The 16,139-nt window shown below is 70.7% G+C and carries 13 protein-coding genes; 5 read left to right on the top strand and 8 right to left on the bottom strand.

The window, feature by feature from the left end:
* Nucleotides 1-31 precede the first annotated feature (31 nt).
* Nucleotides 32-772 (bottom strand): MerR family transcriptional regulator, encoded by a 741-nt coding sequence (locus tag AC1QRC_RS09655; RefSeq protein ID WP_484206547.1) that lies wholly within the window; start codon nucleotides 770-772, stop codon nucleotides 32-34.
* A gap of 243 nt (nucleotides 773-1,015) precedes the next feature.
* Between AC1QRC_RS09655 and AC1QRC_RS09660 the strand changes: the two genes are divergently transcribed.
* Complete coding sequence (locus AC1QRC_RS09660) at nucleotides 1,016-3,406, top strand: hypothetical protein (protein ID WP_484206548.1); 2,391 nt, start codon at nucleotides 1,016-1,018, stop codon at nucleotides 3,404-3,406.
* 69 nt (nucleotides 3,407-3,475) lie between these two features.
* Here AC1QRC_RS09660 and AC1QRC_RS09665 read toward each other — a convergent pair whose 3' ends face one another.
* Genes AC1QRC_RS09665 through AC1QRC_RS09675 form a run of 3 tightly spaced genes read right to left on the bottom strand, consistent with a single transcriptional unit; the run spans nucleotide 3,476 to nucleotide 7,505 of the window.
* Complete coding sequence (locus AC1QRC_RS09665) at nucleotides 3,476-4,585, bottom strand: aspartate-semialdehyde dehydrogenase (RefSeq protein WP_484206549.1); 1,110 nt, start codon at nucleotides 4,583-4,585, stop codon at nucleotides 3,476-3,478.
* Nucleotides 4,582-5,940: an aspartate kinase gene (locus AC1QRC_RS09670; protein ID WP_484206550.1), complete on the bottom strand. Its 1,359-nt coding sequence runs from the start codon at nucleotides 5,938-5,940 to the stop codon at nucleotides 4,582-4,584. The genes AC1QRC_RS09665 and AC1QRC_RS09670 overlap by 4 nt, the downstream gene beginning before the upstream one ends.
* A 56-nt stretch (nucleotides 5,941-5,996) precedes the next feature.
* Nucleotides 5,997-7,505 (bottom strand): sialidase family protein, encoded by a 1,509-nt coding sequence (locus AC1QRC_RS09675; RefSeq protein ID WP_484206551.1) that lies wholly within the window; start codon nucleotides 7,503-7,505, stop codon nucleotides 5,997-5,999.
* A 15-nt stretch (nucleotides 7,506-7,520) separates the two neighbouring features.
* Between AC1QRC_RS09675 and AC1QRC_RS09680 the strand changes: the two genes are divergently transcribed.
* From AC1QRC_RS09680 to AC1QRC_RS09690, 3 genes are all read left to right on the top strand, one after another.
* Nucleotides 7,521-7,823 carry a hypothetical protein gene (locus tag AC1QRC_RS09680; RefSeq protein WP_484206552.1) on the top strand — a complete coding sequence of 101 codons (303 nt, stop codon included), beginning with the start codon at nucleotides 7,521-7,523 and terminating at the stop codon, nucleotides 7,821-7,823.
* 289 nt (nucleotides 7,824-8,112) lie between these two features.
* On the top strand, nucleotides 8,113-9,186 hold the full coding sequence (recA, locus tag AC1QRC_RS09685; RefSeq protein WP_484206609.1) for a recombinase RecA: 1,074 nt from the start codon (nucleotides 8,113-8,115) through the stop codon (nucleotides 9,184-9,186).
* Between the two features lie 5 nt (nucleotides 9,187-9,191).
* Complete coding sequence (locus AC1QRC_RS09690) at nucleotides 9,192-9,833, top strand: regulatory protein RecX (protein WP_484206553.1); 642 nt, start codon at nucleotides 9,192-9,194, stop codon at nucleotides 9,831-9,833.
* Between the two features lie 18 nt (nucleotides 9,834-9,851).
* Here AC1QRC_RS09690 and AC1QRC_RS09695 read toward each other — a convergent pair whose 3' ends face one another.
* The 3 genes from AC1QRC_RS09695 to AC1QRC_RS09705 form a co-directional block, all read right to left on the bottom strand.
* Nucleotides 9,852-10,355 (bottom strand): DUF5709 domain-containing protein, encoded by a 504-nt coding sequence (locus AC1QRC_RS09695; RefSeq protein ID WP_484206554.1) that lies wholly within the window; start codon nucleotides 10,353-10,355, stop codon nucleotides 9,852-9,854.
* 87 nt (nucleotides 10,356-10,442) lie between these two features.
* Nucleotides 10,443-12,053 carry a polysaccharide deacetylase family protein gene (locus tag AC1QRC_RS09700; RefSeq protein ID WP_484206555.1) on the bottom strand — a complete coding sequence of 537 codons (1,611 nt, stop codon included), beginning with the start codon at nucleotides 12,051-12,053 and terminating at the stop codon, nucleotides 10,443-10,445.
* An 85-nt stretch (nucleotides 12,054-12,138) separates the two neighbouring features.
* On the bottom strand, nucleotides 12,139-13,581 hold the full coding sequence (locus AC1QRC_RS09705; RefSeq protein WP_484206556.1) for a glycosyltransferase family 2 protein: 1,443 nt from the start codon (nucleotides 13,579-13,581) through the stop codon (nucleotides 12,139-12,141).
* Between the two features lie 158 nt (nucleotides 13,582-13,739).
* Here AC1QRC_RS09705 and miaB point away from each other — a divergent pair, with 158 nt between their 5' ends.
* Complete coding sequence (miaB, locus tag AC1QRC_RS09710) at nucleotides 13,740-15,272, top strand: tRNA (N6-isopentenyl adenosine(37)-C2)-methylthiotransferase MiaB (protein ID WP_484206557.1); 1,533 nt, start codon at nucleotides 13,740-13,742, stop codon at nucleotides 15,270-15,272.
* 44 nt (nucleotides 15,273-15,316) lie between these two features.
* Here the strand turns inward: miaB and AC1QRC_RS09715 are convergent, their stop codons facing one another.
* On the bottom strand, nucleotides 15,317-16,117 hold the full coding sequence (locus AC1QRC_RS09715) for a DUF4111 domain-containing protein (protein WP_484203137.1): 801 nt from the start codon (nucleotides 16,115-16,117) through the stop codon (nucleotides 15,317-15,319).
* Between the last annotated feature and the right edge of the window lie 22 nt (nucleotides 16,118-16,139).

Consider the following 16,139-nt stretch of genomic DNA (forward strand, 5'->3'; position numbering starts at 1 on the left):
TCGAGTTCTGCTGTCCTGGACGCCGAGCGGATCACTTCAGGTGGGCGTCGGCATACGCCACCATCGCGTCGCGCACATACTCGGCGATGTTGTGGCCGTCCACGTCGTAGTTCGCGCGGAAGCGGGGGTCATCGACATACATCTGCCCCAGCGTCGCGAACGCCTCGGCACCCGGTGCCCGACCGCCCCAGCCTGCCCTGACCCAGTCGTACTGCCGCTGCGCCAGTGCCTGCACGGTGTCGCTGCGCACGTCCAGACCGCGTGCTGAGGCCACCGCGAACTCCTCGATGAGGTGCCCGAGCTCCTCGGTGAACTTCTGCTTGCCTGCCGCGCCCAGGGCGCGCCACCAGCGGTCGGACGCGGCGTAGGCCTCCCGGCCCCAGCGCTGCTCCACCTCCTCCTTGAACTGCGTGTTGTCGAACCCGTCAAACACTTCAGTCGCCACGAGCTCCTCGCCTCCTTCCAGTTTGTCGATGGTTGACCGTACGGACCCGATGAGCCGGTCCACCCTGTCGCGCTCCGCGGCCAGGTGGGTGAGGTGCGTGCGCAGCGCTGCAACGGTGTCCTGCTCCCCGGCCAGGAGCTCGCCGATCGCGGGGAGCCCCAGGCCGAGGTCGCGGAGGAGCAGGATGCGCTGTAGCCGCACGAGAGCCGCCTGGTCGTAATAGCGGTACCCGTTGGCGCCGGTGCGGCTCGGACGCAGCACCCCGACCTGGTCGTAGTGCCGCAGCGTCCGACTCGTCGTCCCCGCAGCCTGGACGATCTCGTGCATCGACCACTCCATGACACCTCCCACTGGTCTCGTCCGGTCACTCACCGGTCCTGTCGAGCCGGTCGACTCAGCATGAAGGTTGACGCCACGTCAATGTCAATCGGGATCGCCCCTGTATGTCGTGTGCTGTGGAAACCCTGGCGCTGTGTCGGACGTGTGTTCTATAGTGGGGTATCGAATTGTTCGATCGTCCCAGCGGGTGGAGGGGGGCGGTCGTGGTGCGTCCGGAAGGGGGTGAGCGTGATGAGTGGTCCACAGCAGGTGGCCGGTGGCTTCGTGATCGAGGCGCCGACGCCGCCGGATGTCTCGGGACTCTCCGCCGACGAGGCGGCCCGGGTGTGGTGGGAGTGGGAGGCTGAGTTCGACGAGTGGATTCCCGACGCGCTGGACCTGCTTCCGTGGGACCTCTGGGCTGACGTCGGTTTGGCCGGTTGGCGCGAAAGCACGGACGGGCCGGCCTGCCCACCGGACTCGGCCACGGTGCAGGGGGAGCTGGCGGCGTCGCTGACTGCCGCCGGGTACCCGGAGCACGTGGTGGCGCACCTGGTGGCGCTCGCTCCGGTGCTGGCTGGGGGCACTGCCGCGACGTGCCCTGCCGCGACAGCCTTGCCGTCCGCCCCCGGGGCTGGGGCATCCGATGACAGCGAGGGCGCCGCCCGTGCTGACTCCGTTGGCGGCGCGGAAGCCACACGCGGGGATAGCCCCTCCAAGGGGGATCGTCCCTCCGACGGGGAGCTCGTCGCGGCGGCCGAGGCCGTGGTCGTGGTGCAGCGCTGGACCGACGCGCTCCTGGCCGGCGTCCTGGCCGACTTGGCTGCCGCCACGGGCGAGGTGTTCCTGGCGGAGAAGGGCGTGACGGATCCGGAGGAGTTGTCCCGGACGGCCCGGGAACGCTGGCGGGCCAAGACGAAGTCGGTGCTGGCCAACGAGCTGAAGGTCCTCACGGGCTGGGGGATCCAGGATTGTCATGACCGCATCGGATTCGCTCTGGGTCCGAGGCAGGCCACGGCCATCCCGTGGCGGGCGCTGGCGACGGGCGAGGTGCAGTGGAACCAGGTCCGGGCCTGGTGGTCGACCTGCCGCGGCATGCCCGTGGAAGTTGCGGCCCAGATGGCCGCGCGGGCGTTCGGGCCGGACTCCGACAGAGCGAAGTCGGCCCGCAGGAGCCAGGGCAGCAACAACCGCGGCGACGCCGCGCGCTCCTCGTTCGGTGAGACCAAGGACGACCTGGCCAGATTGGTCGCTGCCTTGCTGGGGGAGGACCCTGATGCGGCGCGCGAGGAGCGCCAGGCGGCGCTCGCCCGACGGGACGCTACGGCCCGCCTGGACGATGACGGGACCGGCGAGCTGACCGTCATGGGCCGCTCCTCGGCGGTGGTAGCCGCCATCGATCGGATCGACCAGATCGCCCGGGCGGTCCGCGCGGCGGGGGATCCGCGCACGCTCGCGCAGCTTCGCTCCGACATCGCGATGTCCCTGCTCATCCACGGGTCGGTCACCCCGGCTACCGGTCACCCGGATCCCGGACCGGGCGCCGCCCCAGGCAAGGGGACGCGTGCTGCAGGCGAGGCAGGCTGTGTCGCAGGTGAGGGACCGCCTGCTGCAAGCGAGGGAGCGTGCGACGAGACGCGTGATTCACGGGAAGGGGCAAAGGCTGCCAGCCCGACGCAGCCACCAGATCCCCCAGGATCCGTGATTGACACATCCGCGGCGGACTCCGGGGGAGGGGTGGTCGGGGCACCCGACGAGGCCCTGGCAAGGGTCCTCGCCGGATGGCCCACGGCCAACCTGGAGGTCGTCGTGCCCCTTGAGGTGCTGCTCAGTGACGAGTCGGTCGGGGTCGGGATGCTGCCCGGCAGGGGGTACCTGTCGGCGGAGGAAGTCCGCGAGCTCGCGCTGCAGGCCGGTGGCATGCTGCACCGGCTGGTGACCGACGAGATGGACGGCCGGGTCATCGAGCGTTCGAGGGCGGCATACGCGCCCGACCAGGAGATGCGCGTCCAGGTCGCCGCTGCAGATCGGATCTGCCGGGCGCCGGGCTGCCTCGTGCCGGCGGCGAAGTGCCAGTTCGACCACGTGGAGAACTATGGCGATGGGGAGTCGGGCGGCCCGACCAGCGAGACAAACGGGCAGTCCCTGCACGGGGTCCACCACCAGCTCAAGACCTGGGGTGCCTGGAAGGCGGTCATGGACGACTATCGCAACGTCACCTGGACCACGTTGTTCGGCAGGATCTATCCCACGCGGGCCTTCGACTACCGGGCTCTGACGCACCCCTGGACCCCGGGGTCGACCGGGACCGAGAAGCACGACTCGGGGTGGCGGGCCGCGCTGGCGGGCGACAGGCACCTGCAGGACGACGTCGTGTATGCGGCGCTCGCGCATCGCGATCGGGACACGGCGACGTTGGCGGGCCATGACGACCGGCCCGACCCGGAGTTCCTCGACCTCGGCCGCGGCTGGTTACACCACCGGGCCCCGATCCAACTGCGCCACCTCACCCGCACCGGCAGACGGCGCAACGGTCCACCTCCCGGGCAGCCCACGCCGGAGGATCTCCTCGCAGATCGCACCGAGAGCTCGGGGCCACCCGACGCGGTGACCGACCCTGCGGCGGAGCCCCCTCCCTTCTGACCAGGCCCGGGCGGTGTGGCTGGTGGTGGGAGGGCAGGCCGAGATGTCAGGCGGCGGCAGGTGACGGCGTCACGCCTCGGGCTGACTCCCCACCAGGCCACGCTCGAGGAGCACCTCGGCGATCTGGATCGTGTTGAGTGCAGCGCCCTTGCGCAGGTTGTCGCCGACGACGAACATGACCAGTCCGCGGCCGCCCGGCACCGACTGGTCGGTGCGAATCCGCCCCACGTATGACGGGTCCGTGCCAGCAGCAGCAAGCGGGGTGGGCACGTCGGCAAGGGCGACCCCGGGCGCACCCGCGAGAGCGGACCGTGCCTCCTCGGGTGTGATCGCCCGGTCGAACTCGGCGTGGATGGCCAGGCTGTGGCCCGTGAAGACGGGAACCCGCACGCACGTGCCCGCCACCGGCAGGTCCGGAAGCCCGAGGATCTTGCGCGACTCGTTGCGCAGCTTCTGCTCCTCGTTGGTCTCCTCGGAGCCGTCGTCAACGATGTCGCCGGCGAGGGGGACGACGTCGAACGCGATCGGCGCCACGTACGCCGCGGGGTCCGGGAGGTCGACGGCGCGGCCGTCGTGGGTGAGCGCCTCGAGCTCCTGCTCCGCACCGGCGCGGACCTGTCCCGCGAGCTCGGCGACACCGGCCAGGCCGCTGCCGGAGACCGCCTGGTAGCTGGACACGATCAGCCGGGACAGACCGGCGACGTCGTGCAGCGCCTTGAGGACCGGCATCGCCGCCATCGTCGTGCAGTTGGGGTTCGCCACGATGCGCGCGCCACCGTCGGCCACGGACTGGTCGAGCGCCTCCGGGTTCACCTCGCTGACCACGAGGGGGATCCGGTCGTCCATGCGCCAGGCGGAGGAGTTGTCGACCACGACGGCGCCGGCCTCGGCGAACCGCGGGGCCTGGGCACGGGAGGCCGTGGCGCCGGCGGAGAACAGTGCCACGTCGATGCCCGCGAGGTCGGCGGTGGCGACGTCCTCCACCACGATCTGGCGCGGTTGTCCGGCATACGGCTCGCCCGCCCAGCGCCCTTCCCAGGGCAACGTGCTGCCGGCGGAGCGCGCGGAGGCGAAGTACCGCACGGTGGCGACCGGGAAGTCCCGCTCGGCCAGCAGGCGGCGCATCACCTCACCGACCTGTCCCGTCGCGCCGACCAGTGCGAGGTTGATGGCGCTCATCGGCCCGTCCCTCCGTACACGACAGCCTCGTCGTCGGCGTCCAGGTGGAAGGCCGTGTGGACCGCGCGCACTGCCTCTTCCAGGTCCCGCTGGTCGGTGATCACCGAAATCCGGATCTCCGAGGTGGAGATCATCTCGATGTTGACCCCGGCCTCGGCCAGGGCGCCGAACATGCGGTGTGCGACCTGCGGGTTGGACCGCAGCCCCGCACCGACGAGCGAGAGCTTGCCGATGTGGGAGGTGTAGATGACGTCGGCGAAGCCCAGTTCGTGCTGCAGCTCGCGGATCGCCGCGACCGCCGCGGTGCCATCGGCTTCGGGGAGGGTCAGCGAGATGTCGGTCATGCCCCGCGCAGACGTCGAGATGTTCTGCACGATCATGTCGATGCTGACGCCGACGCTGGCCACGGCGCCGATCACCAGGGCCGCGGCGCCGGGACGGTCGGGCACACCGACGGCGGTGACCTTGCCGAGGGTCTTGTCGTGCGCGATGCCGGAGATGATCGGGTCTTCCATGGGGTCCTCACCGGGGTGGGTCTGATCGGTGGTCGGGTCGGTCGTATGCGGATCTGTCCCCTCTGCTCGCAGCGTGCCGTCGCGGCGCAGGGCCGCCGTGAGTGGACGATCGACGAGGATCCAGGTGCCCTCCTTGTCGGAGAAGCTGGACCGGACGTGGAGGGGAACGGCGAAGCGGCGCGCGTACTCCACGGCGCGCAGGTGCAGGATCTTAGCCCCGTGCGCGGCCATCTCCAGGGTTTCCTCGATGGTGATCCGGGTGATCCGGCTCGCGCTCGGCACGATCCGCGGATCGGCGGAGTAGAGGCCGTCGACGTCGGTGTAGATCTCGCACACGTCGGCGTCCAGCGCGGCCGCGAGAGCGACGGCGGTGGTGTCGGAACCGCCGCGCCCCAGGGTGGTGACGTCCTCGTCCTCCGAGACGCCCTGGAATCCGGCCACGATCGCGACGGTTCCCTCCCGCAGGGTCGAGGCGACCCGCTCGGGTGTGACGTCGAGCAGGCGGGCCCGGCCGAACCGGTTGTCGGTCCGCAGCCCGGCCTGCTGGCCGGTGAAGGAGCGGGCCGGCACCCCGAGCTCCTGGATCGCCATGGCCAGCAGCGCCATCGAAATGCGTTCGCCGGCGGTGAGCAGCATGTCCAGCTCTCGCTCGGGAGGCTCCTGGGGGCTCACCTGCTGGGCGAGATCAAGGAGCTCGTCCGTGGTGTCCCCCATGGCAGAGACGACAACGGCCACGTCGTTGCCGCGACGCTGGGTCGCAACGACGCGTTGGGCGACGCGGCGGATCGCGTCGACATCGGCGACGGAGGAGCCGCCGAACTTCTGGACGAGCAGAGCCATGGGAGCTTTCGGACGAGGACTTGGGGAGGGGGCTGACGAAGGGGCTGACGCCGTCGTCAGTTCGGCTCAGTGTATGCCGTGAGGTCACCCGTCTCGGTGTCCGCATCCAGGAGCACCGGCACCGAAGCCTCCCCCTCGACGATGATGCGGGCGCAGCCGGCCGCGACGTCCTCGTCGGTGATCCGGTAGTGCTGGCGCCGGAGGTGGGAACTGCCGTCGGCCGGGTCGGTCTCCCGGACGTCGAAGGTGAGGACGTCGCCCGCGCGGTACCCCGGCACCGGTGGCCCATAGTTCAGGTCCTGGGACGCTCGGTCGGACAGGACCTGGGGCTGCTCGGGGGTGTAGCCGTGGCCGAGCTCCTTCCAGACCCCCGGACCCCAGCCGTGGTCGGCCGGGGTGAGCGTGTGGGTCGGCCCGGTGCTGCGCCATACCTCCGGACGGGCGGGGGTGACCGACCGGAGCACGACGTCCAGGGTGGGGCGGGTTGGGGCCTCGGGCGCTGGGGGAGCGCCGGTCAGGGCCTCCGGGTCGACGGTGGCGAAGACGATCTCCCGGTAACCCTCACGTTCGTAGAGCACGCCGATGCGTCCGTCCGCAAGACGGGCGACCGTGGAGTAGGCCGAGCTGCCGGCGCAGAGCACCATCGCGTGCGGCCAGGTGGCACCGTCGTCGCGGGACAGCTTGAGCACGGTGTTGCGGCGCAGTTGCGGGTCGTGGTTGTGCGTGGCCAACAACCAGTGCTCACTCTCTGGGCGGGCCAGGTGCGTGAGCGTGGGCAGGCCGTCGAACCTGGTCAGCGAGCCGTTGTCGCCGGGGTCCGGCAGGTCGGTGTGGGGGACGGTTCGGGAGTAGCTGTGCCCGCCGTCGGTCGAGGTCGCGGCGAGGCGGTGACCGGGTGCGCGGGAGTGCAGGAGCACGGTGCCGTCGGCCAGACCGACGGTCTTGTTCTCGTTGGTGCCCGTGCCCACCGGGTCACCGAGGGTCCAGGTCTCGCCGTGGTCGTCGCTGTAGGCGCTCGCGGCCGTGATCTCCCCGTCCAGCAACAGCACGAACTGCTGCAGCAGCCGACCGGCGTGCGGGCCCGCGTGGAGTTGGGTGCCCGCACCCGCAGCGGCGAAGAGCCCGGTGATGCCCTCCCGCTTGAGCATGCCGGTGATCCGGCGATGCGACCAAGTGAGTCCGTCGTCGTCGGAGAAGCTCAGGGCGACGTGCTGGACCTCCTCGTCGGGCTCGAGCCCCTCGACCGCCTCGAAGAACCCGGCGTGCGTGCCGCTCGCGTGGAACAGGAAGATCCGCCCGGTCTGCGCGTCGACCAGCAGCGACGGGTCACCATAGCCGTCGAGGCCGGACCCGGTGCGGACCACCTGCTGCGGACCCCAGGTGCGTCCGTGGTCAGTGCTGCGGCGCAGCAACAGGTCGATGGGGCTGGGCAGGTCGTCCAGGTTGGGGCGCCCGTCGTATGCCGCCAGGACGGTCCCGCGGGTCGTCACCGCGAGTGCGGGAATGCGGTACTGCCGGTAGCCGACGCCGCGGCGGGCGAGCACCTGCTCGGTGATGGTGGACACCGCGTCATCGTAGGGATGCGTCTCGGGATCGTGGGGATGCTCTCGGGGTGGCCCGGCGTGTGGCTCACCCCGTTGCTCACCCGGCCCGAGGTGAGCGCACCGTTGCGCGCGGCGGCGCGGGACGGCATACCCGGTCTCCTGGTCGGCGGCACCGCGGACCACAGTTGGGACGGTGGCCTCGCCCGGTCGCTCGGCCTCACGGTGCACGAGGCCGCAGGGGCGGACCACAGCCTCGAGGTCGCCACCGGGTGGGCCGACTCGGTCGACTCGGTGCGGGCTGCGGTGGGCGCCGTCGCCGAGTTCGCGGCGACACTCTGATCCTGTTCGCGGCGACGCTCTGATCCGTTGCGGCGTGTCGCACCACCTCCTCCACATCTCGTACAGACTTGCGATTAGTGTGATCCACAGGTGCTGCTGCGCACCGTGGTTGTCCACAGGCTCCGGCTCAGGACCCCACAGTGTCGGTGGTGGCATCTAGCGTCTGACAGGACACGGATCACCGCAGCGGCCCAGGGGGTCGCGGGCGTGCCGCAGTCGGTCGAAGGTAGGCGCGCCCGCCCACGAAGTGAAGGAGCAGGAGATGGCACAACCGAGCAAGGTCACGCCCATGCACCAGGACAAGTCCAAGGCCCTGGACACGGTCATGGCCCAGATCGAGAAGCAGCACGGCAAGGGCGCGGTGATGCGCCTGGGGGACGACGTCCGCCCACCGATCGCGGTGATCCCCACCGGGGCGATCGCCCTCGATGTGGCCCTCGGGATCGGCGGTCTGCCGCGTGGCCGGGTGGTGGAGGTCTACGGGCCGGAGAGCAGCGGTAAGACGACCGTCGCGCTGCACGCGGTCGCCAACGCCCAGAAGGCCGGCGGGATCGCGGCCTTCATCGACGCCGAGCACGCGCTCGACCCGGAGTACGCCAAGAAGCTCGGGGTGGACACGGACGCGCTGCTGGTCAGCCAGCCGGACACCGGCGAGCAGGCGCTGGAGATCGCCGACATGCTGATCCGCTCCGGCGCGCTGGACATCATCGTCGTCGACTCGGTCGCCGCCCTGGTGCCGCGCGCGGAGATCGAGGGCGAGATGGGCGACAGCCACGTTGGTCTGCAGGCGCGGCTGATGTCCCAGGCGCTGCGCAAGATCACCGGCGCCCTGAACTCCACCGGCACGACGGCGATCTTCATCAACCAGCTCCGCGAGAAGATCGGCGTGATGTTTGGGAGTCCCGAGACGACCACGGGTGGCAAGGCGCTGAAGTTCTACGCCTCCGTCCGTCTGGACGTGCGCCGGATCGAGACACTCAAGGACGGCACCGACGCGGTCGGCAACCGAACCCGCGTCAAGGTCGTGAAGAACAAGGTGTCCCCGCCCTTCAAGCAGGCCGAGTTCGACATCCTCTACGGGCAGGGCATCTCCCTCGAGGGCGGTCTGATCGACATGGGCGTGGAGCACGGCTTCGTCCGCAAGGCCGGTGCCTGGTACACCTACGAGGGCGAGCAGCTGGGGCAGGGCAAGGAGAACGCCCGCCAGTTCCTCAAGGACAACCCGGACATCGCGCAGGAGATCGAGCGCAAGGTCAAGGACAAGCTGGGCGTGGGCCCGCGCTCGGACGCAGGTGTCGATGGTCCCGACGGGGTGCCCGAGGGTGTCAACCCGGAGACCGGTGAGGTCTCCGTCAACTTCTGAGACCGATGCCCGACCCCGACGCCACCGTCGAGACCGATCGACTGGCGCGTGCCCGGGCCGCACTGGCCGCCGCGGAGCAGTCCGCGGCGGCCAGTGCCGCTGACGCCTCTGCCGGTCACGACCCTGGCGAGCAGGACCCTGGCGGGACGGATACGGACGCCGAGCCTGATCCGCACGACGTGGCCCGACGGATCGTGCTGCGCCAGCTCACGATGGCGCCGCGCAGCCGCAAGCAGCTCGAGGACAAGCTGCGTCAGAAGGGGTGCGATGACGACGTCGCCCGGAGCGTCCTGGACCGGATGACCGAGGTGGGACTGGTCGACGACGAGGCCTACGCGCGGACTCTGGCCCGCAGCCGGCAGGAGACCAAGGGGCTTGCGGCGCGCGCCATCGGCCACGAACTGCGCCGCAAGGGCGTCGCCGAAGAACACATCGAGCAGGTCCTCGACGACGTCGACCCGGCGGCCGAGAAGGACCAGGCACGCGACCTGGTCCGCAAACGACTCCGCTCGATGCACGGGCTCGAGCGGGAGGTACAGACCCGTCGGCTGGCCGGCTTCCTGGCCCGCAAGGGCTACTCGGGCGCGGTCGCCTACGAGGTGATCAGGGACGCCCTGGACGAGCTACCCGAGCACCGGCGCGACTAGCGGCTGGTCCCGATGGGCTCAGTCCTCGAGGTCGTCCTCGGGGTCGCGCACGTAGTGCATGGCCGACTCCTCGGGGGAGTCCTCACCAGTGGGTCGGCTCTCACGGGCGATCTCCTCACGCTCGATGTCCTCACCCTGTCCCTGGTCGGGGGCGATGAGTCGACCCACGCGTTCTCCCTCACTGCCCAGGAAGTCCCGGTCGGCGGGGATGGCGTCGGGGTCGTCCCCGCCGACCCGCTCCGGTTCGTCCAGGCCGCTCTCGTTGTCGGGAGCCCCGTAGGCCGAGTCGGGATCGGAGACTTCCTGGCGGATCCGCTGCTCGATGGTCTCGTCGGTGCGCTGCTCCTCCGGGGTCGTGCCCCAGGACGTCGTGCCATGCAGCCGGTCCGGAGGCTCGTACCCACGGTCCAGCGGGTCCTCCGTGCCGTCGAGGGTGTCCTCCGGCTGCAACTGGTCCTCGTCGTCGAGACTGTATGTGCCGAACTCGCCGTCCAGGTTCTCCCGGTCAGGCTGGTCGCTCATCGCAGACTGCTCCCTTCGTGAGGATCCTCGTCAGGCACCGAGCCTAGTCCTGCATGCCCGCTCGGGCTCAGCCCGGCCCGAGCGGTCTCATTCCGGCGCGACGGTGAGTGCGGTCACGAGGGCATAGTCGTCCGGTGCCGACCCCGGGCCCCAGTCCAGGGCGAACCCGCCGGTGCTCGTGACGTCCGGCTGCACCGGCAGCTCCAGCGCGACGACTCCGTCGACCTCCACCGTGGTCGATGTCGCAGACACCCGCATCCGCAGTTCGCGCTGCGCTGCCGGATCCAGGTCGGTGACCGAGAGCACCCGCCCCTCGTGGTCGAGCACCTGTGCCTGCCGGTCCGATACCCGGACGCGCACCGGCTGCTCGCTGCCGACCCGGGCCGAGAGCGCCACGGTGCCGCCCTGTTGGCTCAGCCCACTCACGGTGGCGGTCACGGTGTAGCCAGTCCAGTCCCCGGTGCGCGCGGGCGCCCACTCGGCAGCGACGAAGCCGGTGGTCCCCGGGGCCGGGCGAAGGCCCGGGCCACCGGTGCGCACCGGCGCGGCAGCCCGCGACGGGGTGAGCCAGTGGGACGGGTCACCGAGCTCGCTGCTGTCGGCGTCCTGAGGGGGCAGGGACTGTGCGGTGACCGGAAGCGAGGTCATGGCGAGCACACCGTCGAAGACGTCCCGGTCGGTGTCGCCGGTGAAGACCTCGAAGCGCTCCACGATGGGTGCGTCGATGTCTCGCAGGGACAGGGGGCGTGGGGCCGCGGCGTTGACGAAGGCCACCTGGAAGCGTTCGGCAATGAGGGAGGCCGCGCCCTCCTGGTCGTCGTTGTCGAGCTCGGAGAACGGATAGGCGAAGGCCGTGGGGGCGGGCAGCCCGTGGTCGGTCATCGACTCGATCGACCGGTCCAGGTCGTCGGCGACCCGCCGGGCGTGGGCCTCCGGGGTCTCCGGGCCCGCGGTGGACCCGTCCTCGGTCGCGTCGTCCCACACCTGGTGGGTGAGTGCCCCGCCAACGGTGCCGTGCTCGTCGACGGTGGTCCGGTAGTGCAGCGCGTCGGTGTGGGAGCCGAATTCCCAGCGCCCGGACTCGGCCATGGCCCCGACCTCGGGCCAGGTGAGGTAGTACGGCTGGCGGGTGCCCACGGATCCGGTGATCAGGAACGAGACGGCGTTCATCCCATAGCGCTCCAGGATCGGGTCGGCATAGCGCCACAGGCCGGACGTGCCGTCGTCGAAGGTGAGCAGGAAGGACCGCGCCGGCGGGGTGAACCGGCCGTCCCGGTAGGCGAGGAACTCTTCGAGGGTCAGCGACTCGTATCCCGCGCGGTCCAGCATCTGCAGGTGCGACTCGAAGTCGGCCGGCGTCACGACATACTCGCCGTCACCGGTCTCGGGGGCGATGTCGTGGTAGGACAGCACCACGGGCGCTGCGGGCACGCCCGGCTCCGCGGCCAGCAGCCGTGCGGACTCGTATGCCGAGAGATCGGCCTCGTCGAGCACCACCGGGGCGGTCTCGTGCTGCTCGGAGATCCCGGTGTCCCGTGCGAGGGCGAGGGGGACCGCGAGGGTCAGCAACATCACAGCGGTCGCCAGTGCGGCCAACGTCGCCTGGAGGAGGCGGTGTCGCGGGCGGCGGGCCGGGACGGGGCGGGCCGTCAGCTCGGGGAGCAGGGCCAGGGCTGCGGCCTTCGAGCCGTGGGTCACAGCAGTTGTCCCTTCGTGAGGATGAAGAGGTAGAGGAACACCAGGGCAAGGACCAGCAGGGCGCCGGTGAGACGCGTTCGGATGCTCATGAGGACCTCGACCAGATCCCGCGACGGACGGTGAGGAGCGAGTAGGGAAGGAGCCAGGACAGGCCGATCGAGGAGATGAGGCTCATCAGCGGGCGGTACCTCCACCGCGGGTCACCGGGGTTGTCGATGGCGTAGGCGGCGCCCCAGACACCGCCCTTGACCAGCACGCCGGCCAGGTAGAGACCGGTGAGCAGCCACAGCCCGCCCAGCGGCGCGAGCACCAGGTGGCGGACCGCCATGAGGGGGGCGGCGATGACCCAGATCGCGTGGCCGTAATAGAGGACGCTGGGTCCCAGCCCGCGGCGCCACATGAACCGGCCGGTGAAGCACAGGTTGCGGATGAAGCTCTTCTTCCAGCGGACCTGCTGCTTGAGGAACGCCCGGGTGGTCTCGGGCACGACCGTCCAGACCAGCGCCGAGCGCACGTAGCCGACGGCCCACTCGCGCTCCGGATGGTCGATCGCCAGGAACGGCGACCCGGCGTGCTGCGCCTTGAGGTGGGCGCCGACCCACTTCTGACCCAGGACGTAGCCGGTGAGCTGGCGATCGGTCGCGAACTTGAACTCCGCCCCGAGGAAACGGTCCTCCGCCCAGGCGGGCAGGTAGTTCCAGATGGCGTCCCGACGGAACACCGCCAGAGGCCCCGACACGCAGGTGACCGATCCGAAGGTCGACTCGGCGGCCTTGCTGACCCGGAAGCTGCCTTCGTACCAGGTGTCCTGGACCCGACTCAGGAGGCTGGCCTCCGCGTTGAGCGCGCGGGCGTGACCGGACACGCCACCCAGGCCGGGGTGGGCCACGAGGGCGGCGACGCACCGGCGGAGGGCGTCCGGGGCCAGCACGCAGTCCGAGTCGGTGAAGGCGATGACATCGCCGACGGCGTGGCGCAGTCCGGCGACCAGGGCCCTCTTCTTGCCGGACCGCTCGGGCATCTCCACGAGCGTGAAGTCGTAGTCGACGGTGAGCTCGCGCAACCGCTCGCGGGTGCCGTCGTCCGACCCGTCGTCCACCACGATGACCTGCAGCGTGGGGTAGTCCGAGCCGGTCATCGAGGCCACGCACTGGTCGATCACGTCGATCTCGTTCATCGCCGCCACGATGAGCGTGACGCTCGGGGTGGCCGGGAGCGGGGGAGCCCCCGCGCGGTCCCTGACCCGGGAGATCAACGGGTTCGAAAGGTCCTCGTAGGAGGCGTAGGCGCGGTAGAAGATGAAGGTGGTGGAACCGAGGACCCCCATGCCGTAGGCCAGGACCAGCGGGTCGCGGAGGAAGTCGGGCACCCGGGTGGCCAGCAGCACGAGCAGCGGCACCATGCACAGCACCACGACGAGGCGGAACAGCTGGCGGCGGACGCCGACCTCCTGCCGTCCCACCCAGTCGATGAGGGGCCGGGGACGCGCGGTGCCGACCTGGGGACGGGCAGGCGTGACGAGGCTCATGGTGCTTCTTTCGGCAGCAGAGGGGTTGCGCCGGGAGCCCGGACGCCTCTCAGGTGTGCAACGAAACAGTAAAGTACCAGTAAGTAATAGAAGTCGCAACTACCAATCCGAGCAGCCTGCGGGCGGTGGGTTCGGGCGCGGTTACCCTTGTGGGTGCGATGGACACAGCACAGAAGACCTACGACGTGCGCACCCACGGGTGCCAGATGAACGTGCACGACAGTGAGCGGCTGTCCGGACTCCTGGAGACGGCCGGGTACGTCGACCTGTCCAGCCTGCCCGAGGGGGAGCGACCGGACACCGCAGACGTGGTGGTCTTCAACACCTGCGCGGTGCGGGAGAACGCCGCCAACAAGCTCTACGGCAACCTCGGTCAGTTGCGCCCCGCCAAGCAGCGCAACCCCGACATGCAGATCGCGGTCGGTGGCTGCCTCGCCCAGAAGGACCGCAGCACGATCGTCGAGCGCGCGCCCTGGGTCGATGTCGTGTTCGGCACGCACAACATCGGCTCGCTCCCGGCGCTGCTGGACCGGGCCCGGCACAACAAGGCCGCCGAGGTGGAGATCCTCGAGGCGCTCGACGTCTTCCCCTCCACCCTGCCGACCCGGCGGGACTCGGCATACAGCGCCTGGGTGTCCATCTCGGTGGGGTGCAACAACACGTGCACCTTCTGCATCGTCCCCAGCCTGCGCGGCAAGGAGCGGGACCGCCGACCGGGTGAGATCCTCGCCGAGATCAAGGCGCTGGTGGAGCAGGGGGTCGTCGAGATCACCCTGCTGGGTCAGAACGTCAACACCTACGGCGTGGAGTTCGGCGACCGGGGTGCGTTCGCCAAACTGTTGCGGGCCTGCGGCGAGATCGAGGGGCTGGAGCGGGTCCGGTTCACCAGCCCGCACCCGGCCGCCTTCACCGACGACGTGATCACGGCGATGGCGCAGACCCCCAATGTCATGCCGAGCCTGCACATGCCGCTGCAGTCAGGATCCGACGACGTCCTCAAGCGGATGCGGCGGTCCTACCGGTCGACCAGGTTCCTGGGGATCCTGGACCGCGTACGCGAGCAGATCCCGCACGCCGCGATCACGACCGACATCATCGTCGGATTCCCCGGCGAGACCGAGGAGGACTTCCAGGGGACCCTCGACGTCGTGCGGGCCAGCCGGTTCTCCAGCGCCTTCACCTTCCAGTACTCCATCCGCCCCGGGACCCCCGCCGCCGAGATGGACGGGCAGCTGCCCAAGGCGGTCGTCCAGGAGCGCTTCGACCGGTTGATCGCCGTGCAGGAGGAGGTCTCCTGGGCGGAGAACCGGACCCAGGAGGGCCGGGAGGTCCAGGTGCTGGTCGCGCCGGGGGAGGGCCGCAAGGACTCCGAAACGCAGCGCCTGTCAGGGCGCGCGGAGGACAACCGGCTGGTGCACTTCGCGGTGCCGGGGGGCGCCGAGGTGCCACGGCCGGGGGACGTGGTCACGGTGGCGGTCACCTACGGTGCGCCGCACCACCTGGTGGCCGACTCGGGCATCCAGGGCGGGACGTATGCCGTGCGCCGCACCCGGGGCGGTGACGCCTGGGCCGCCCTGCAGGCCCAGCCGGACGCGGGTCGTCCGAAGGTCACCCTGGGGATGCCCTCGGTCGGCAAGCCGGCGACGCCGCCGGTGGCGGCCGCACCCTGCGGGGTCGTCGCCCCGTCCTGACCCGTGCTGCGCCTGCTCAGCCGTGACCGATCAGGTGTGGCGGTTCAGCCGTGCCCGTGCACGATCGTGGCGACCAGGTCGGCTGCCTCCCGGCCGTCGCCGACGGTGAACCCGACCTGCTTGCCGGCCCTGGCCTGCAGCGCGCGCCTGGCGAGCCCGGCGTGCTGCGGGAAGGCCTCGATCACCCACCGGCCTGCCTCGGACTTCGACGGGATCGGACCCTTGGTCCGCATCCCCGCGAGGAACGCGGCGAGGCGGGGCGCCCCCAACACCACCCAGGTCAGGGTGTCCGGGTCATCCAGCGGGTCGGCCGGATTCCGCGTGCCGAGCTGGAGCCGGAGTCCCTCCGCGACCGCGGCCCAGTAGGTCTGCAGGTTGCCGCGGCAGTAGCGCTCGGCGGCCACCCGGTCCACCGGCACGTTGACCGCAGTCGGGGCCACGCCTGCTGCCGGGTGGGCGTGGGGGAGGGTGAGCCAGGTGACCGGGTGCACCTCGCCGGCAGGCTCACCGACGCGGAGCCGGCCCTCCAGGGTGAACGGGGTGACCAGGCCGGGGGTGGCCGGCTCGGCGAGCGCGGCGATCGACAGGTAGGTGGTGTCGTAGGCCACCCCGGGGTGCTCCCGGGTCAACTGGTCGTGGACCCGGTGCAGGGCCGGTGCGGTCAGCTCGTCGAAGGGGCGGCTGGTCACCGTGAGGGTGTCGATGTCGGAGCGCACCGTGAGGTCGCCGAGGATGGCCGAGCCGATCAGCCAGACCCCCATCACCTCACTGCCGAGCTCGTCCCGGAGCAGGTCGTAGTGGGTGGTGGCCACGGTGGACGCACGGTCCAGCAGCGCGACAGGCATGAGGGACACCATAGACCGAGGG

Source organism: Ornithinicoccus sp., assembly GCF_057176825.1.